We start from the raw sequence: 18,634 nt of genomic DNA on the forward strand, positions 1-18,634 counted from the left end.
CAAGTCTGAAAGGCCGACACCATGAGTGACATTCTGGTTGAAACAGTTGCCAACAAGCTCACTACGGTGAGCTACGAGTGCCTGGAAAGGGCGATGCGGCTGACCAAGAGCTCCGGGCACCGGAATCTGGAGATCCTGCAGTGGCTCTACTATCTGGCGCGCGACGAAAACACCGATTTCGTCCACGTCTTGCGCCATTTCGGCATCGATGTGGCAGAGGTCCATACCGACCTGCAGAAGGCGATCTCCGAGCTCAAGATCAATCAGACGGAACTGCCCTCCATGGCCGCCCCGTTCCAGGAAGCGCTGGAGCGCGCCTGGTTTGAGGGTACCCTGCGGTATGGCGACTACAAGATCCGCTCCGCCTATGTGCTGATTGCCATGCTGGGCGAGCGGACGACCGCGCGCCAGCTGCGCAGCTATTCCTCCGCGCTCGACAAGCTCAACCGCGATATTATCGTTCGCGACCTGGACAAGATTGCCGGAACTTCCGGCGAAGCCGGGGCACGTCCCGTTGACGGATCCGGCCCGAAAGCCGCCGCGCCGGCCGGCGCCAAGGGGGAAGTTCGGAGGCAGCCGTCGGGAGCGGCGCCGGCGAGGATGCGCTGGCCCAGTTCACGGTCGACTTCACCGCCCGCGCAAGGGCCGAGGAGTTCGATCCGATCGTCGGCCGGGACGACGAAATCCGCCAGGTCATCGACGTCCTGATGCGCAGGCGCCAGAACAACCCGATCCTTACCGGGGAAGCCGGTGTCGGCAAGACGGCCATCGTGGAAGGCTTTGCACAGAAGATCGTGTCCGGCGACGTTCCGCCTGCCCTTCTCGGCACGCGTCTGTGCGCCCTCGATCTCGGCCTCCTTCAGGCAGGCGCCTCGATGAAGGGTGAATTCGAAAAGCGGCTGCGCGCCGTGATCGACGCGGTTCACGCCTCCATCGTGCCGACGATCCTCTTCATCGACGAAGCCCACACCCTGATCGGCGCCGGTGGCGCAGCCGGGACCGGCGATGCGGCGAACCTTCTGAAACCGGCCCTTGCACGCGGCACGCTGCGCACGGTCGCGGCCACCACATGGTCGGAATACCGTCAGCATTTCGAGAAGGACCCGGCGCTGACCCGCCGCTTCCAGCCGGTGCAGGTGGACGAGCCGGACGAGGAGAAATGCTTTGCCATGGTGCGCGGTCTTCTCGGCCCCATGGAAGAGCACCACCAGGTCCGCATTCTCGACAGCGCCGTGAAGGCGGCCGTGTCGCTTTCCCACCGCTATATCCCCGCCCGCCAGTTGCCCGACAAGGCCGTCAGCGTGCTCGACACGGCCTCGGCGCGGGTGAACATCTCGCAGGCCGCCTATCCGGCAAAGCTTTCCGACCTCATTGCGAAAAAGGGCTTCCTGGAAGCGGAAAGGCTGGCTCTTTCCAACGATACCGAACTCGGCATGGAACATGAGGAGCAGCTCGCGGCGCTCGATGCAGCCCTTGAGGAAACTGAAACCGCGATTGAAACCGTGCGCGCGGACTGGGAACGCGAACGCAAGCTCGTCGCGGAAATCCGCAGGCTCAACTCTGCCCTTAGCCGGCTGCGGGGCGGCGAGCCGGCGCCCCATCCGGAAAGCGCGGACATCGAGGATCCCGAGCATGAAGGCTCGGCCCTGGTCGGGATCGACGAGATCGAACTGGATCTCGATATCGACCTGGAAGACGAAGAGGCGATCCGCACCGCCCTGGGCGAAAAGCGGGCTGAACTGTCCGCCATCCCCGAGGACGAGCGCATGGTCTACGCTTATGTGGATGACGAGGCGGTCGCCAGCATCATTTCCGACTGGACCGGAATTCCGATCGGCCGGATGGTGCAGGACGAAATGCAGACGATCCTCAACCTCACGGACAGCCTCAACAAGCGTGTCATCGGCCAGGCGCACGGCCTCGGCATGATCGCCAAGCGCATCGAGACCAGCCGCGCCCAGCTCGGCAATCCGGACAAGCCGATCGGTGTCTTCATGTTGTGCGGACCGTCCGGGGTCGGCAAGACCGAAACTGCCCTCGCACTGGCCGAAACACTCTATGGCGGCGAAGACAGCCTGATCACCATCAACATGTCCGAGTTCCAGGAGGCTCATTCCGTCTCGGGTCTCAAGGGCGCCCCCCCGGGCTATGTCGGCTACGGCGAAGGCGGACGGCTGACGGAGGCCGTCCGGCGCAAGCCCTACTCGGTCGTGCTGCTGGACGAGGTGGAAAAAGCCCATCCGGATGTCCACGAAATCTTCTTCCAGGTGTTCGACAAAGGCTGGATGGAAGACGGCATGGGCCGCAAGATCGATTTCCGCAATACCTTGATCCTGCTGACTTCCAATGTGGGCACGGATATCATCATGCATGCCGCCAGCCACATGCTGGACGCGCCGGTCTCCGACGATCCGGCCCAGGCCGCGGCCGACCCGAACGCCCCGGATCCGGAAAAACTGGGCGAAGCCCTGCGCCCGGCATTGCTCGACGTGTTTCCGCCGGCTCTGCTCGGCCGAATCGTCACCATTCCGTATTACCCGCTGTCGCCGTCGATGCTCGGCTTTATCGTCCGCCTGCAGCTCAACAGGATCGTCAAGCGGGTCAAGGAAAACAGGGACGCGGAGCTTGCCTATGGCGAAGATGTCGTCACGCACATCGTTTCGCTCTGCCGCGACCCGGACAGCGGCGGGCGCATGATCGACAACATCCTGACCAACGATCTGCTGCCCAAACTCTCCCGGGCTTTCCTGACGGCGCAAATGAATGGCGAGGATCTGTCCAAGGTCACGCTGACGGCCGGCGAGACGGGAATTGAAATTCAGACCGCCGCGTAGGCGGACCTGAGAAAATTCCGCGCCGCCGGCATGGCGGCGCGGCATTGTCCGGGATGTCTTGGGGCGGGTCTACCGGATCCCGGTGTTGCTGATGAAGCGACAAACGGGATGGTAGGCTGATGCTGCCGCGCTGAGGCGGACGCTCGTCACTGAACGCTCAAGATATCCGCGATAACAACCCGGTACTCCTCGAGATCGCTGCCTGCCACCGACTGCGACGCATCCGCGCCGGTTTCCATTTCAAAGGCCAGCGGGTCGGTCGGCTCGCCGCGCTGGCGGATCTCGAAATGCAGATGCGGCCCTGTCGACAGGCCTGTCGTGCCCACATAGCCGATCAGGTCGCCGGCCTGGACGACAGATCCCATTTGAATGCCGTCGCCATATTCGTGCATGTGCGCATAGCGGCTGGAGATGCCGTCCTTGTGGGTCAACTCGATAAAATTGCCGTACCCGCCCCTGACGTCGCGATAAGTGACCTTGCCGGAGAATGCAGCGCGGATCGGTGTCCCTGTCGGAGCGGCCCAGTCGACACCGGCATGGAGCCGCTGGGTCTTCTTGATCGGGTGGAAACGCATGCCGAACTTCGATGTCAGAACGCCCTTGACCGGAACCAGCATTGCCCCGGACAGGCTGACCTTGCCGCCCTCGCTGACACAGGCGAAACCGCGGTTCCCCGGCGCCTTCAAGACATAGCAGCGGACGGACCATTCATCGCCTCTGCGCACTCCCGCAAAGAGCACCCTGCCCCCGCCCCGCTTCTCGTCCCGGGGAACGTCGGTGAAGACGAGGGTGAACCGTTCGTCGGGTTTGATCGCACGCTTCAGATCCGTCGTCGGCGCCAGATAGGCAATCGCCTCGCCCACGATCGACGCAGGAACGGCATTGCGGACCGCGGTCGCGTAGAGCCCGTCGATCAGGCGGTGGCTCTTGGACGACGCTGTGTCCGAACCGGACGCGGCATCATCTGACGCGATCTTATCCTGCGCGATGGTTTTTCCGAACCAGGGATCAGCGCCGTGCACGTAGGCCGGCCCGTCCCGCGACAGGGAAAAGGCGGCGGTTCCGGCGTAACCTTCACTGGAATAGAACGACACCTGAACCGGCCGGTAATAGTCGCCGATGCGGCCGACCTTGTTGGGCATCCTGATGCCGCGCACCGCGATCTTGTCGCCCGCAACAAGATCGCCTTTCTGGAACTCGCTTTCGGCAAATTCGAGCAACGGTTTGAGCACGTCCTCGTCGAAGCCGGCTTCCTTCAGAAACGTTTCAAGCGTCTGCGCCTCGGTGATCTCGGTCCGGACTTCGATGCGGCTTGGACCCTGGCCGATCGGGCGTTCGGACAAAAAGAGGTTCAGCGTATCTGTCGGCGGCTTCAGAAAAACCGGAAGGTCGGGCGACTGACCCTGCGACGCCTCGCTGTCTTCTTCAACCACGATGCCGTCCGCATCCTCGCCGCCGCCGAAATTGCCGAACTGGAAGTCCGCCTCGCTGCCGGGAGCACGGATCACCAGGTCACCGCTGTCGTCCAGCATCTGGCTGTCCAGGACATAGGCGTTGGCTGCCGGCAGGACCGCGGCGTCGTTCGTTCCCGTGGATGCGGGCACCGGACGTTCGGACAGTTCTATCCGCCGGGCCGCGGCACCGGCGCTCAGCAGAACCGGATCGCCGGCGAGCGGGATGACCGCCGAGACCGCCATGTCGTAAAACGGGTCGGCGGGAATATCGAGTTCTTCGTCATTGACAAGTTCGGCAGTGTTTTCGAGCGGATCAGCGGGTGCCTGCGTCTCCGCTTCCTCTTGCTGCTCCGCCTCGCGCGGAGGGCCTTCCGGCTCCCCGGTCAATTGGGCGCTCTGGTCTCCGGCAAGCTCTTGGGGTGGAGACAGCGAGATCGCGCCGGACAGGATCAGATGGGCAACGCCGCCGACGCCGGCGCCCAGGACGAGGCAACCGGCAGCCAGGGCGGCATAAAGAACCACTGGAGAGCGCTTCTTCCCGGGAGTCCGGGCAGGTTTCGACGGCTGGTCCGGACGCTTCTTGCCGCCGCCTTCCGACGAACCGGGCTTTTGACCGGACGGCCGGATGACAGTCCGGTCAAATTCAGGGCGATGTGCACCGGGATTTTGATTGTCAGGCCACTGAGCCATCATGACACCTTGGCTGGGCGCTTTCAGCCTGCGCCGGTCGCATGATCATGCCGGATGAAACACGAAGATGCAAAACCGGATCATAGAGTTTTTCCGTGAGCCATGTCTGTTCCACTTCCCCAAGGACTCCGGTCTCCCGCGTCTGTTCCGAACCGCCCGCTTCATGAGCACTGACTGCTAGCGCGGAAAGTTCAAGAGCTTTCCCGATCCGCTCTTGGAGCTTCCATCCGGCGCTGCTTCGGTATTTTCCATATACATCTCGGGAACGTCCAGCGTGAACACGGTCAGATCGGTGCTGAGGCCCCGTAACTGGCCCGTCCAGATTTCCTTGATGGGATAAGAGCGGGGAAGCCTGTCGGCGACGGACTGGCTGACGGCCAGCCGGACCTTCTTGTCCTTTGCAACGGCTTCGATCCGGCTGGCGGTATTGACGGTGGTACCCATGACGGTGAACGACCGGCGGTGTTCGCCGCCGATATCTCCGACAAGCACCGGCCCGGCATTGAGCGCAACGCGCAGGTCGAGAGACTTCTGGCCGGTAATCGATCTCATGTGATCCAGAAGGTCGACGATCTCGCGGGCACTGTCCACCGCCGCCTGCTCCGGGTTTTCGACCGTGTTTGGCGCATTCCAGACGGCCATGACCGCATCGCCGATATATTTGTCGATGTAGCCCTGATGCCTGGTGATCACCTGGCCGATGGCGTCGAAACAGGAATTCACCACGCGGACCACATCCCGATCCGCCAGGGTCTCGGACATCTTGGTGAAGCCGACGATATCGATGAAGGCGACGACGACCTGCCGCGTGTCGCCGCCGAGTTCAGGCAGTTGCTCCGACTGAGCCATGCGCTTGATGACATCCGGCGCCAGATAGTGACCGAAGAGGCGCACGAGCGAACGCTGCCGGCGCTGGAGAATGCCGACCTTGCCGACGCCAGCGGCAACCATTGCGCTAACGCATGCAACCGGCGCCACGCCCGGCGCGAGCAGCAGCCCGTAGTCGAGGCCTGCCAGAGAGAGGCCGAGACCGAGCGCAACGCCGCCCGCGGCCACCAACGGCATGGCAAACAGCGGCAGGAACAGCGCGGCGAGCGCCCCGGCTGCGGCAAATCCGAAGGCCAGGACCTGAATGACGCCAGGTGGCGGTGCGACCGCCATTCTGCCGGACAGTGCCGAGCCGACGAGATCTGCAAGAATGAAGACGCCGGCGGTTTCGGACTGAACCCAGGGCCGGCCGCTCTCGCCGGTTTCGGACATTTCCAGCGGAAAATGCGGCAGGAACCGATCGGAATAGAGATGCTCGTCCTCGTATGGCAACAGACCCCCGAAAAGCACAATTCGCCCTTCGACAAAGCGTCTCAGCTTTTCCTTGCCCGCCTCGGTTTCCTTCATGTTCAGAACGTCGAGCAGAGACATGTAGGGAACGGAGGTCGCAAGTCTCCAGGAGGGAACCGCGGTGTATTCCTGCGAAACCTCGGCGCCCGTCATTGCGATCAGGGCATCGATGAGTGCGGGCGATTGCGAAAGAGGTGGATGGGGAAGATGGCGGCGCACCACCCCGTCGTTTTCCGACGAGATCGTTACCGACCTGACACCGCCGGCGCCCGCAGCCGCCGTAAAGGAGCGGTGCGGCACACCGATTTCGGTGTGTGCAATGAATACCTTGCCCCTGTTCTGATAGAGGAACCGCTGAAATGGCTGGTCAAAACCCTTCAGGCGCGCTTCGCCCGTTACGGGATCGACAAAGGCGTCCGCGCTATATGCAAAAACAAAGTCGTAGCCGAGTGCGGTAGCGCCGGCGTCGAGAACCGCCTGGCCGGCTTCGGCGAAGACCGGGGCCATGAGGACGCGGGGCACCGGTGCGAGCCGTTCGGAGTCCAGTGCCGTCCGGTCCAGACCGATCACCGCCACCGGCGCAGGAACGGTGTCCTGCGGATCCCTCATAAGGGCCCGGATCTGAAACAGGCGGTCTATGACCCAGCCTTCCCAGATGGCCCCTTGCGCGGACAATCCGATAGCGATGCCGGCACTGACCGCGACAGATGCGATGACGGCTAAAAGCGTCTTCCGGCCAAAGGCTGCATCCGCAAACCGGCCGCCGAATGTCATTTCACGATGACAACTGCGGTTTTCCGGCCGACCTGGTCCGGATCGATGGTGAACTTGCGCATGACCACGCCATAGTCCGGGGCCTTTCCTTGCAGAAACAGCTCGACATCGACCGCTTCATCTTCCGTTTCCCGTTCCGGCATGTCGGTCAGGATATTGTCCAGGACGTCAAAACGTTTTGGCTCACCGCCTTCAAAGGACACGAAGACAGTGTCGTATTCCTCCCGGAGCTTGTCGTCGAAGCGCAGCATCAGCGAAGCCGCCTTCTTGTTGTCGAGCGTCAGGCCGCGCAGTGTGACCGTCAGGCCCTTGTCCGCTTCTTGTGAAGCCGACCCGCTCTCTGCCTGAAGACAGTTGCCGTCCCTGAGAACTTCCTGCTCGCCCCCCTCCAGTTCAAAACCGGAAGACGACACGGAGAGAACCCCCGATTTGACGCGAACCTCCTGGCAAGCGGCATAGTCGAGAAGATCGATATGGCCGGATGATCCCAGGTCCACCACGTCGCCCGGCATCAATTCCGCAAACGCGGACACGTCGATGTTTTCGGATTTGTCCAGAACCAGTGCAATCGGGCCGGCGAGCGCTGAGCCGGGCATCAGGGCTGCACCCATTGCAAGGGCCGCCGCTACTCCGCCGAACTGCAAACTTCGTGGGACACGGTGGCGTTTAAGCGAATGTATCATGGCTTACTCCCAAGCTTTTGATCCGGTCACCGTGCGATCCTTCGTCGGATCTCGCCCCGGTGTTTCATGATCCGTTTATACCAGAGAAACGCTATGCCAGTGTGGTTATGGTCACATAAAAGAGTTTTGGACAGCAACAGGATAAGCGCTTCCCGCGCCTCATCCGGCAGGCTGCGTGTAGACCGCGGCAATGCCGACAGCATCGGCGGATTCCTCGATCAGGTCCAGCACACCTGGCAGGAGTTCGGCGCCCAGCCGTTTCCCGTCGAGTGCGGACAGAACACCGACAAGCTGCGGCATGGGGCCGGCCGAGCGCACCATGACGATATGATCGGCTCCAAACGGCAGCGCAGCCCTCAGGTTGAGAACGTAGGGCTCACCCGCTTCGACCGACGTGTCCTTGCCGAGCGGGTCCGCCTTGCGGTTTGGGGCAAGCAGGCGCAAGGTGCCGTCCGCTTCCAGTCCGAAGACGGCCATGTAACCGCCTTGGTCGGATGTAAGGCCGACCTTGAACGGCGAGCCTTCCGGGATGTGTCCGACGGAAGGCTGCAGCTTCCCTTCTATGGGCTTCAGGTTCAGGGAGAGAGCGTAGAGATCCGAGAGAAAGACCCATTTGGTGACCACATCGGCAAAGCCGTCGGCATTGTTTGCGCCGTTCCTGAGCACCACGTCGCCGAACTTGGTCAGCACATCCCCTTCTTCGACGTCCCAATAAAGATCCGCGCTCCCGTCGTCTGTGACTTCCAGACGTTCCCTGTGCTGCCGGGACAGCTTTTCGAGAATCGGACCGGCCGTGCTGGTGCTTGCGGCAAGTGTCAGCACGTTGCCGTCGCGTTGCAGGATGTCGTCCTTCACCCTTGGAAGCACGGCCGCGCGCGTTTCCCCGCCGATGGTGAGGCTCGGCGACTGCCGCCCTTCCGTCGCCACCCGGACGGTTTCGCGCAGGAAGACGCCCAGTTCCTCCATGGAGATACCACCGTCCTTGTCCAGGTCGGCACGGCCCTCAACCCCGCGCGCAAAGGCCCAGCTCAGGGCGCCGCGCGGCTGTCCGGCGATAACAAGTTCGGGAATCACCTGGCCGTCGATCGTCGCGCCCGCATAGATCACATTGGGCAGTTCCTGCAGGTCCTCGCCGGTCCCTTCCGAATTTGCCAGAACCGGGTGCAGCGGCTGCGAGCGCAGCACGTCGTTTTCAAAGGGCGGCAGGCTCACCAGCCGGGTACCGAGCCGCGTGATCCGAGGATCTATGGACCTGGTCATCGTGCCGGAATGGCAGCTGTCGGCAAGAACGAGCACGCTGCGCCCTTCGGCTGCCTGTAACATGGCCGCCATGTCGTCATCCCGGAGCCTTTCCCCGTTCCCCGGAGCCGTGACGTCGAAACCGGCGAGCAGAAAGACCTCGTCCAGTCCGTCCTCTTCCGATCCCTCCGCCCATTCGGCTTCCTGCGCCCCGTGTCCGGCATAGGACAAAACGAGAATATCGTCTTCGGCAGATCTGGAAACGAGCTCCTGCCAGGAAGACAGGACGGCGGCGCGCGAGGCATCACCATCGAGAAGCATGGTGAGGTCGCTGACGCCTGCAGCCCTCAGCGTTTGCGCAATGTCCTGCGCGTCATTGACCGCGCCCTTGAGCGGCGACACGTGCTCATAGGCATCGATGCCGATAACCAGCGCGCGCCATTCTCCGGCCATGGAGGAGACAGAAAGGGGCAGCAGGCAAAGGCCGCCGAGGGTCGCCATCGCGATCCAGCGTCGCCCCCTGGTCCAGGACTTGTGGTACATGAATGTCTCTTCAACTCTGGATGCTGCTCAGCCCCATCCGCTGTCACTGCCACCGCCTGGGCCACCACCACCGCCGCCACCGCCGCTACCGCCACTGTCATTGTCACGAAGGGACGGATCGTTGATGGGATCGTATACGGGTGCTGTTGTGGTTGTTTTCGCTTTTGTCTTGGCCGGCGCGACATAAGGCTTCGTGGTAACCGGCTGAATATTGCGTGGTTGCTGTAGCTGGCAGCCCGTCATCAACAATGTGGTCAGGCCCGCAACGGGAATCACATAAAATAGCGAACGCATGATAACTCTCTCCCTAGAATAGATCGTAGCGCGGACGGTCTAGTTCCCATTGGTGTTTGACCAACGCGATCATAGCCTCGTCCCCTTCAACCGGTTTGTGTCCAGTGGTTTCGAAGAACTCCGACAGGGCCTCCCGGGTCTTCCGGCCGGGCTGCCCGTCTATCGGCCCCGGTTCATAGCCGAGGTCGGTAAGAGCCTGCTGCAGAACCTTGCCCTTGAGCCTTCGGTCCGCCTTGCCGAGGGCATCCCTGCCCTGTTCGGCAGCCGGAGAGGACGGGTCGACGGCCACAGCCATGGCCAGCATCCTGATCCGGTCGCGGCCCGCGGCTTCCCCTGATTTCTGGCCCAGCATGAAGGCCGTGTTAAAGGCCCCCCAGGCATCGCCGCGCTGAGCGCTTTCGCGGAACCATCTGGTTGCCTCTTCAGGATCTTTCTCAACGCCCTGGCCGTTGTAGTAGAGCAGCCCGATCGCCGTTCCGGCGGCTGGGTGTCCGCCTTCATGGGCCTTCTTGAACCAGCCCAGTGCGGCCTCGTAGTCCTGCGGCACGCCTTTGCCGTCGCGATAGAGCGTGCCGACATTCAGATAGCCGTAAATGTCGTCGCGGGCCGCCGACCGGTTGAAGTAATAGACGGCGCGATCGACATTCTCGCCGACATGCTCACCACCAAGGTAAAAGCCGCCAATGGCGTTATACGAGAAGGTGTGTCCGGCCTCGACGGATTGCAGCAGCTTTTCCAGGCCCGCCTTTTCATTCTGGGGCGTGCCTTCGCCCCTGATTTCGGCCATGCCAAGGGAATGGAGCGCATATGGATCTCCGCGTTCGGCGGCCTTGCGGTAAAGCTCCACCGCCTTTTCCCGGTCGCGGTCAATGCCCGCGCCGAGATAATACATGCGGCCGAGCACCTGTCCGGCGCGGACATGACCCATCTGGTAGGCCTGTTCGAAATAGGCGCTGGCCTGCTCGAGGTCGCCGGCTGCAAAAGCCCCGCGTCCGCGCTGGAACACGAAACGGCCGATTTCCGGATAAGCGGCGTTAGCCTCGGCGCAGGCCTTTTCGACCGCCTGCGGGTCCAGGTCGTTCGCCAGCCGGCCTTCGGTCACCGCCTGAAGATCGAACGGCTGCGTTGCCAGTTGATCGCATTGGGTCACGCGCGGCTGCACGATCTGTGTAATCGTCCCGGCGGCGCCGGCCTCGCCCGGCAGTTCAAGCTCGAACTGTCCGGCTTCCCTCTCGCTGCCGATCTGCGGGCGGACGGTAAGCGAAGCAAGTGCTGAAACCGGGAAACGGTCTCCGGCCTGAAGCAGACGCCCTTCCGACGACAGCTGCAGATCGCTGTCGGCGGAAACCACCTTCAGCCAGTTGCTGGTTGCTGCCACGCCTTCGGCGGGCACATCGGGATAGACCGGAACCGGTCCGACGCCGATATCCGCTTCCACGGCACCGGCCACCGACTTCTCCCTCAGCCAGGCGAGCAGAGCTTCCAGGCGCTGGTCCTGATCTTCAGTCTTCGCGTCCTCTTCTGCCGGAGCGTCGGCCTGGGCAACGGTAATGGATGCAATTGCCGAAACGGTGCCGCCCCACTGATCCTGCGCTTCATAACCGATCAGCTCAACATCCCCCGCGCCGGCGCCGGTCGGCACGAATTCCAGGCTGGCGAGTTCCGACGCCTGGAGCACATCGCCTTCAGCCACGGTCCTGCCGCCGGGCAAGCGCAACTCACCCTTTCCCGGTGTCAGGGTCAGCCTGGCCTCGACAGACCCGCCTTCCGGCTGGACCGGCTCGGGGATGTTGAGCGCTACCGCTTCACCGGTTGCCGGGACGCTGACGCGGTGATGGGCGACCACGATCGGCTTGGGCTTGGGAGGAACAAAATAGAAGTTGGTGACAAGCGTGGAGTCCTCGTACGGGATCTGCTGGCCGCCCGTCTTGCGTACCACCTCTTCACGCACCTTGGTCATCAGGTCCTTGATCTCGAGCGCGGGATCAAGGGCGTTTCCGACGACGGACGAGGTGAACGGGCTCATGGGACCGTCGCCATCATAGGCAACCTGGCCCGGCCGGGTGGCATAGGAAATGAAAGACCCCAGCTTGTTCGGGATCCGCCGCAGCCCTCTCGTCTTGCCGAGGGAGTATTCCTCTTCTCCCCAGAACAGGCTGGCAATCTCGAAGGGGTTGTCGCGGCAGGAATCCAGCATGACGATCTGCAGGCTGGACGCGGCCTTCATGTAATCGAGCAGATGGGAAACCTTGAGGCTCTCGAATTCAAGATCGTACTGGGATGCCAGCTTGGCATCGACAGGCAGGATGAAATTCGAGTCCCCCACCTGCAGGGCGTGGCCTGAATAATAGAACAGAGCCGTGTCGCCGTCATCGAGCTCACGAAGGAAGCGGCGGACCACCTCCTCAAGCTCCTTCTTGTCGAGGTTGATCCCGAGCGTGACTTCAAAGTCGGCTTCTCGAAGGACCCTTGCGATTTCCTTGGTATCGTTCAGCGGATTTACCAGGGGCTCGACAAACTGGTAATCCTGATTACCGATCACGAGAGCGACCCTGCGCCCCTCGTCCGTGGCGGCGACTGCATTCGCAGCGACCAGAACAAGGCCGAGTGGCAGTGCGATCAGACAAGTCCGAACAGCCCGGCGCAGACCGGCCGTTGGTCCTGAAAGCGCTTTGCCGGCCAACCGCATATTACCTGATAGACAAAACCATTCCTGCATGACGTCCTCGTGGCATTCAACCGCACGACACTTTCACGCTTAAGCAGCAGACAGTCTGTGACGAAGCTCACACTCAAACCGATCCGGCTCAAACACCGACGGTGCCCCCCGTGTCAAACTGACTTGAAGTAAAGAGATGCACACTTGTGGCACCGACGCAAGCAGCACCCGGAATATAACAAACATAAGTCCATCCCGCCTCAAACTTCCGCTGACGGGCGGATTTCAATTCCATGCGAGGTATTTTACGCTGCCAGGGAATGTTTTTAAAGAGACCGATTTCCCGGAGACAAGATGTCAGCAGTTCTCAAGATCCGCCCCTTGCAACAGAACGAAATGCAGATCGCACTGGATATGGCGAAGGACGAAGGCTGGAACCCGGGCCTTGAGGACGGACCTGCCTTCTACGCCGCCGATCCGGACGGCTTTTTCGCGGGCGAAATCGACGGCGAACTCGTCAATGTGATTTCGGCGATCCGCTACGGCGACGATTTCGGCTTCATCGGGCTTTACATCTGCAAGAAGGAACACCGGGCACAGGGCTACGGCCATCAGATCTGGGACCATGCCATGGCCTATCTCGGCTCCCGGCTGACAGGTCTCGACGCCGTCAAGGAACAGACGGCAAGCTATGCGGAGCACGGGTTCAAGCCGGCCTACCGCAACATCCGCCAGGCAGGCATGTCGGTGTGCGACACACCCATGGATCCGAGGATCGCACCTCTCGGCCAGGGGATCTTTCCATCGATCCGCGACTATGACCAACGCTTCTTCCCGGCCCCGCGAGAAAAATTCCTGAGGCTCTGGACCGCGCCGATGTTCGAAACCCGCCGCGGATTTGCCTTTGCCGAAAACGGCGAGGTAAAAGGCTACGGCGTCATCCGGCAATGCGATGACGGCTTCAAGATCGGACCGCTTTTTGCCGATACGCCCGACGTCGCCGATACGCTGTTCCGGGCGCTCGCCGGGCAGGTGAAGGGCCGGACGGTGATCCTGGACACGCCCGAACCCAATGCAGCCGCTCTTCTGCTTGCCGAGAAATACGAACTTTCACCGGAGTTCGAAACCTTCCGCATGTATCGCGGGCCGGCACCCGACCTGCCGCTCGACCAGACGTTCGGGATCACCACCTTCGAACTGGGTTAGCCGCACTGAACGGGTCTTGCGTTCAGCGCTTCACATTGTTGTAGGCGAGGATAGCGCCTGCCAGATCCTCCAGGGCCGCGCCGACGGACTTGAACATGGTGATGGACTCATCGGACTGGCGGCCCGGATGGTCCGCGCGGCAAAGCTCATAGAGATCCGCCTTGATATCCTCAGGCGAAATCAACCCCGCCTGGAGCGGCTGGACGATATCGCCGCCCTCGGACAGGCAGCCTTCGCGGGTATCGACATAGATTTCCGCCCGTTTGACGAGATCGTCATCGCTTTCACGCATGTTGGGTTTGAAAGCTCCGACCAGATCCACATGAGTGCCGGCCTTCAAGGCAGCGCCCCTGATCAGTGGGTCCACGGACAAGGTGGCCGCGCTGACGATATCCGCCTTGCCGAGCGACTCCGTCAGGTCTTCAGCCACCTCGATCCTTGCCGGAAACTGTTCCCTCAGTTTGCGCACGAGTTTCTCGGTCTTTTCCCCGGACCTGCCCCAGATCGTGACTTCCTCGATCGAACGGACTGCCATATGGGCGGCAATCAGATTGGGAGCGAGCCGTCCGGTTCCCACCACGAGCAAATGCCTGGCATCGGAGCGCGCCAGATAGCTGGCCGCCAGAGCGGAGGCCGCCGCCGTGCGCCGGGCGGTCAACTCACCGCCGTCGATCAGCGCCAGCATTTGCCCCGTGCGCGCATCGGAAAGCAGGTACTGCGCGGAAACGGCGGGAAGATTGCGCCCGGAGTTACCGGGCACCACGTTGGCAACCTTCACGCCGGCGTATCCGCCGGGCACCCAGGCGGGCATCAGAAGCATGGTCCCGTCCGGTTCACCTGGGATCTCCATGTCGTGGTGGTGGCGCTTTGGCATGACGCAACCGGAGCGGAAGATCTCCGCCAGGGCGTCGATCAGATCCGGGAAAGGCAGGGCATCGCGGGTTTGTTCTTCGGACAGGAGCAGCATCAGGAACCAATCGGTATCGGGTGGGACATACCGGGCAACAAACCACATTCGTCCGGTCAATCCAAGTAACGGCGATGACCGGCAGCATCCGATGCATTTTTGAAAAAAAGACCGGCGCAGAGCGCCGGCCGTGCAAAGTCGTGGTGGGATTATTCCTGGCTTAGATTGCCAGGTATTCCTGGCGCAGCTGCGCGTTGTCGAGAACTTCCTGCGCCGAACCGTCAAACACCACCTCGCCCATGTCGAGGATCACTGCGCGGCTGGCCAGATGGAGTGCCGCAATGGCGTTCTGTTCGACGATGATCGTGGTGATGCCGAGTTCCTTGACCCCTTCGAGAATGCGCTCGATTTCCTGCACGATCACGGGTGCCAGACCCTCATAGGGTTCGTCCAGCAGCAGCAGCCTGATGTCGCGCGCCAGAATACGTGCGACGGCCAGCATTTGCTGCTCTCCCCCGACAACGTCACGGCTTCCTGTTGCCGGCGCTCGGCGAGACGCGGGAAGTGCTCGTAAATCCGCTCGATCGACCAGCCTTTCGGCTCGGCGATCTGGGACAGCTCGAGGTTTTCCTGAACGGTCAGTCCCTGGATGATGCGCCGGTCCTCAGGCACCAGCCCGACACCCTTGCGAGCTGCCTGGTAGCTCTTCATCTGGTGCAGAGGCTGGTTGTCCAGCCACACTTCGCCCTTTGTCAAATTGGGATTATCCATGCGGGCGATGGTCCGCAAGGTCGAGGTCTTGCCCGCGCCGTTGCGGCCGAGCAGTGCCAGGATCTCACCCTCCCGCACGTCGAAACTGACGCCCTGCACGATATAGCTCTCGCCATAATAGGCGTGCAGGTCCCGGGCGGAGAAGAATGCCGGCTCTGTGCTTTCGGCCTTCGGCGGCTGAGTGCCCGAAGCCGGTGTTCCGGAGAATTGGTTTTCATGTACGCTCACAGGTGCGCTCCTCCCAGATAGGCTTCCTGCACGCGCGGGTCGCCCTTGATCTCTTCCGGTTTGCCTTCGCAGATCACGGTGCCCTGCGCGAGTACGCTGATCTTGTCCGCCAGCGAGAATACCACATGCATGTCGTGTTCGATCACGACCTTGGTGATCCCACGGTCGCCGAGGCGCTTCAAGAGATCGATCGTGTTGTTGGTATCGGCCCGGGACATGCCTGCGGTCGGCTCGTCAAGCAGAAGCAGTTTGGGGTCCTGAACCAGGCACATGGCGAGTTCCAGGCGGCGCTTGTCGCCGCGCGAAAGCGATGCCGCGACAACGTCCCGCTTTTCCACCAGGCCAACATCCTCCAGCATGTGGAGCGCCTTGTCCCGGATCTCGGTATCACTGTCGAGACGCCTGAACGCATGGAGCGCAAACACTCCGTCGCGCTTTGCCATGGTGGGGATCATGACGTTTTCCAGGATCGTCAGGTCGGCGAAGATTTCCGGGGTCTGGAACACCCGCGATACTCCCGCCTGGTTGATCTGGTGGGCTTTCAATCCGATCAGCGAAACATCGCCGAACATCACGGTTCCGGTATCCGGGATCAGGCGGCCGACGAAACAGTTCAGCAAGGTCGACTTGCCGGCCCCGTTCGGACCGATGATGGCGTGAACCGTACCTTCCTCGACTGCAAGATTCACGTCATTGAGGGCTCTGAGGCCGCCGAAGGCCTTGTTAACGCCCGAGACTTTGAGAATTTCCATCAAACTGTTCCTTACTCGGCTGGCGCGGTGGCGCCGCTCGGTTCACCCTTGTCGGGCGAGCGCCTGAACAAGCGCCCGATCCGGGTAAAGCCTTCCATCAGGCCGCCAGGCAGGAAGATCACGATCAGCATGAACAGGACCCCCAGGGTCAAATGCCAGCCCTCCCCGACGAACAGGCCGGAGACCGCAACGACGGGCGCTTGCAGGAAGTCCGGGAGGAAGCTGAAAATATCGTTCAGCGTGTGTTCGTTGAAGGCCGAGAAGATGTTCTCGAAGTATTTGATCAACACGGCACCGAAGATCGGTCCGAGCAAAGTGCCCGCCCCGCCCAGGATGGTCATCAGAACAACCTCGCCCGATGCGGTCCACTGCATGCGCTCCGCTCCGGCCAGCGGGTCGGTGATGCACAGCAGCGCACCGGCCAGACCGGCATACATGCCGGAGATCACGAATGCGGCCAGCGTATAGGGACGCGGGTTCAGCCCGGTGTAGTTCATCCGGTTCTGGTTGGTCTTGACCGCACGCAGCATGATGCCGAAGGGCGAGCGGAAGATGCGTTGCGCGATGAAGAAGCCGATCAGCATCACGACCGCACAGAAGTAGAAGCCGGGATAGCCGATCATGTCGATGCCGAAAAGGTTCGCGATCAGCGGACCGTCGGCACCGCCATTGCCATCGAACAGACGCGGGTCGGAGCGCAGAACACGCAGTCCCGTCTCGCCATTGGTGATCGGCGTCAGAACCGAATAGGCAAGATTGTACGACATCTGCGCGAAGGCCAGCGTCAGGATCGAGAAGTAGATGCCCGAGCGGCGCAGCGACACATAACCGATCAACAGTGCGAAGACCCCCGATGCAAGGATCGCCATGACCGCCGCCGGAAGCGGGTTCATGCCGAGGAGCTTGAAGGTCCACACGGCGGTATAGGAGCCCACGCCCAGGAAGGCCGCATGGCCGAAGGACAGGTATCCGGTCAGGCCGAACAGGATGTTGAAGCCAGTGGCGAACAGTCCGTAGATGGCGAATTTCTGCAGGAGGTCCGGATAACCGGCGCCGACCGGCGCCAGCCAGTACGGCATTGTAAGCACAGCGGCAGCAAAGATTCCAAAGTAAATCAGATCGCGCGCAGGAGATGATTTGGTGACCATTTTATTAGTTCTCCATGACGCCTTTGCGGCCTAACAGCCCGCGCGGACGCACGAGAAGGATGACCACTGCAACGAGATAGATGATGATTTGGTCGATGCCCGGGAGGATGGCTTTCACTTCGTTCATTGAAGCGAAGGATTGCAGGATGCCGAGCAGGAAGCCGGCAGCAACGGCACCGGGCAGAGAGCCCATGCCCCCGACGACGACGACGACGAAGCTGAGCACGAGGAAGTCCATGCCCATGTGATAGTCCGGCGGAAGTATCGGCGTGTACATCACCCCGGCGAGACCGGCGACGACGGCCGCGATCGCGAAGACGACCGTAAAGCGGCGTTCGATGTGGATGCCGAGCAGTCCTACCGTATCCCGGTCCGCCATGCCGGCCCGAACGACCATGCCGAATGTGGTGAACTGCAGAAAGGCGAAGACGGCGGCGATCACGGCAGCGGCAAAGCCGAGATAGACCATTCGCCAGTAGGGGTAGACGATCACGCCGGGATCGAACCCGAACACGGCCCCGATATCAGCCGCGCCGCGCACTGCATCCGGTGCAGGCTGCGGGATCGGGTTGGCGCCGAAGATCGACTTGATGATCTCCTGCAGAACGATGGCCAGACCGAAGGTCACCAGGATCTGGTCCGCATGCGGCCGCTTGTAGAAATGCTTGATCAGGCCCCGTTCCATCACGAAGCCGACCAGGAGCATGACCGGAATGGCCAGCAGGATCGACACGGGAACCGAGTAATTGACGACCCAGGCGCCGATGTCGCCCAGATAGGCTTCGACGTAGCGCGTGCGGATCTCCAGCGGCGTGCCCCAGGCCGTGGTCCGTTCAGGATCCGTCGTAATGACTTCCAGGCTAAGAAACTTGTTGAAGGCGACCGCGCAGAACGCGCCGAGCATGAAGAGTGCCCCATGGGCGAAGTTGACGACCCCGAGGGTGCCGAAGATCAGCGTCAGTCCAAGGGCGATCAGCGCATAAGCGCCGCCCTTGTCGAGGCCGTTCAGCAATTGAAGAAGAAAGACATCCATTGTTTTGCCGCTAGTTGCTTGACTTTGCGCCCCAAAAGTAGAGCAGCCGCCGGCAGTCACTCGCCGGCGGCCACTCTTTTC

At 61.9% G+C, this 18,634-nt stretch carries 13 protein-coding genes and 1 pseudogene; 3 read left to right on the forward strand and 11 right to left on the reverse strand.

The window, feature by feature from the left end; genetic code table 11:
* The first annotated feature begins 21 nt into the window (after positions 1-21).
* Positions 22-708 carry a Clp protease N-terminal domain-containing protein gene (locus ON753_RS11240; protein ID WP_265962601.1) on the forward strand — a complete coding sequence of 229 codons (687 nt, stop codon included), beginning with the start codon at positions 22-24 and terminating at the stop codon, positions 706-708.
* A complete protein-coding gene (gene tssH, locus ON753_RS11245) occupies positions 606-2,834 on the forward strand; it encodes a type VI secretion system ATPase TssH (protein WP_265967130.1) in 2,229 nt (742 codons plus the stop codon). Before ON753_RS11240 ends, tssH begins: the two co-directional genes overlap by 103 nt.
* 146 nt (positions 2,835-2,980) lie before the next feature.
* Here tssH and ON753_RS11250 read toward each other — a convergent pair whose 3' ends face one another.
* The 6 genes from ON753_RS11250 to ON753_RS11275 form a co-directional block, all read right to left on the reverse strand.
* Positions 2,981-4,810, reverse strand: coding sequence for a M23 family metallopeptidase (locus ON753_RS11250; RefSeq protein WP_265962602.1), 1,830 nt, complete (start codon positions 4,808-4,810; stop codon positions 2,981-2,983).
* Between the two features lie 345 nt (positions 4,811-5,155).
* On the reverse strand, positions 5,156-7,090 hold the full coding sequence (locus tag ON753_RS11255) for an adenylate/guanylate cyclase domain-containing protein (protein ID WP_265962603.1): 1,935 nt from the start codon (positions 7,088-7,090) through the stop codon (positions 5,156-5,158).
* On the reverse strand, positions 7,087-7,773 hold the full coding sequence (locus ON753_RS11260) for a hypothetical protein (protein ID WP_265962604.1): 687 nt from the start codon (positions 7,771-7,773) through the stop codon (positions 7,087-7,089). The genes ON753_RS11255 and ON753_RS11260 overlap by 4 nt, the downstream gene beginning before the upstream one ends.
* Positions 7,774-7,932: 159 nt before the next feature.
* Positions 7,933-9,555: a caspase family protein gene (locus tag ON753_RS11265; RefSeq protein ID WP_265962605.1), complete on the reverse strand. Its 1,623-nt coding sequence runs from the start codon at positions 9,553-9,555 to the stop codon at positions 7,933-7,935.
* A gap of 27 nt (positions 9,556-9,582) precedes the next feature.
* The gene (locus ON753_RS11270) at positions 9,583-9,849 is read right to left on the reverse strand and encodes a hypothetical protein (protein WP_265962606.1); all 267 of its coding nucleotides are present in this window, start codon (positions 9,847-9,849) and stop codon (positions 9,583-9,585) included.
* Positions 9,850-9,862: 13 nt separating this feature from the next.
* On the reverse strand, positions 9,863-12,568 hold the full coding sequence (locus ON753_RS11275) for a caspase family protein (protein WP_323054723.1): 2,706 nt from the start codon (positions 12,566-12,568) through the stop codon (positions 9,863-9,865).
* A 294-nt stretch (positions 12,569-12,862) separates the two neighbouring features.
* Between ON753_RS11275 and ON753_RS11280 the strand changes: the two genes are divergently transcribed.
* Positions 12,863-13,714, forward strand: a complete 852-nt coding sequence (locus ON753_RS11280) for a GNAT family N-acetyltransferase (RefSeq protein ID WP_265962608.1) — start codon at positions 12,863-12,865, stop codon at positions 13,712-13,714.
* 22 nt (positions 13,715-13,736) lie between these two features.
* Here the strand turns inward: ON753_RS11280 and lhpI are convergent, their stop codons facing one another.
* The 5 genes and pseudogenes from lhpI to ON753_RS11305 form a co-directional block, all read right to left on the reverse strand.
* A complete protein-coding gene (gene lhpI / locus ON753_RS11285) occupies positions 13,737-14,681 on the reverse strand; it encodes a bifunctional Delta(1)-pyrroline-2-carboxylate/Delta(1)-piperideine-2-carboxylate reductase (protein WP_265967131.1) in 945 nt (314 codons plus the stop codon).
* 160 nt (positions 14,682-14,841) lie between these two features.
* Positions 14,842-15,620: pseudogene (locus tag ON753_RS26810) on the reverse strand (ABC transporter ATP-binding protein).
* Entirely contained in the window at positions 15,617-16,372 is a 756-nt protein-coding gene (locus ON753_RS11295) for an ABC transporter ATP-binding protein (protein WP_265962609.1), read from the reverse strand. The pseudogene ON753_RS26810 and the gene ON753_RS11295 overlap by 4 nt, the downstream one beginning before the upstream one ends.
* 11 nt (positions 16,373-16,383) lie before the next feature.
* Positions 16,384-17,520 (reverse strand): branched-chain amino acid ABC transporter permease, encoded by a 1,137-nt coding sequence (locus ON753_RS11300; protein WP_377047001.1) that lies wholly within the window; start codon positions 17,518-17,520, stop codon positions 16,384-16,386.
* Positions 17,521-17,524: 4 nt separating this feature from the next.
* The gene (locus tag ON753_RS11305) at positions 17,525-18,553 is read right to left on the reverse strand and encodes a branched-chain amino acid ABC transporter permease (protein WP_265962611.1); all 1,029 of its coding nucleotides are present in this window, start codon (positions 18,551-18,553) and stop codon (positions 17,525-17,527) included.
* Positions 18,554-18,634 lie beyond the last annotated feature (81 nt).

Origin of the sequence: Roseibium salinum (assembly GCF_026240905.1) — a bacterium.
GTDB classification, from domain to species: Bacteria; Pseudomonadota; Alphaproteobacteria; order Rhizobiales; family Stappiaceae; genus Roseibium; species Roseibium salinum.

Bases quoted from the DNA above. Each gene is read 5' to 3' on its own strand.
- ON753_RS11240 (WP_265962601.1), top strand. From the start codon at position 22: ATGAGTGACATTCTGGTTGAAACAGTTGCCAACAAGCTCACTACGGTG.
- ON753_RS11255 (WP_265962603.1), bottom strand. From the start codon at position 7,090: ATGACATTCGGCGGCCGGTTTGCGGATGCAGCCTTTGGCCGGAAGACG.
- ON753_RS11260 (WP_265962604.1), bottom strand. From the start codon at position 7,773: ATGATACATTCGCTTAAACGCCACCGTGTCCCACGAAGTTTGCAGTTC.
- ON753_RS11265 (WP_265962605.1), bottom strand. From the start codon at position 9,555: ATGTACCACAAGTCCTGGACCAGGGGGCGACGCTGGATCGCGATGGCG.
- ON753_RS11270 (WP_265962606.1), bottom strand. From the start codon at position 9,849: ATGCGTTCGCTATTTTATGTGATTCCCGTTGCGGGCCTGACCACATTG.
- ON753_RS11275 (WP_323054723.1), bottom strand. From the start codon at position 12,568: ATGCAGGAATGGTTTTGTCTATCAGGTAATATGCGGTTGGCCGGCAAA.
- ON753_RS11280 (WP_265962608.1), top strand. From the start codon at position 12,863: ATGTCAGCAGTTCTCAAGATCCGCCCCTTGCAACAGAACGAAATGCAG.
- lhpI (WP_265967131.1), bottom strand. From the start codon at position 14,681: ATGCTGCTCCTGTCCGAAGAACAAACCCGCGATGCCCTGCCTTTCCCG.
- ON753_RS11295 (WP_265962609.1), bottom strand. From the start codon at position 16,372: ATGGAAATTCTCAAAGTCTCGGGCGTTAACAAGGCCTTCGGCGGCCTC.
- ON753_RS11300 (WP_377047001.1), bottom strand. From the start codon at position 17,520: ATGGTCACCAAATCATCTCCTGCGCGCGATCTGATTTACTTTGGAATC.
- ON753_RS11305 (WP_265962611.1), bottom strand. From the start codon at position 18,553: ATGGATGTCTTTCTTCTTCAATTGCTGAACGGCCTCGACAAGGGCGGC.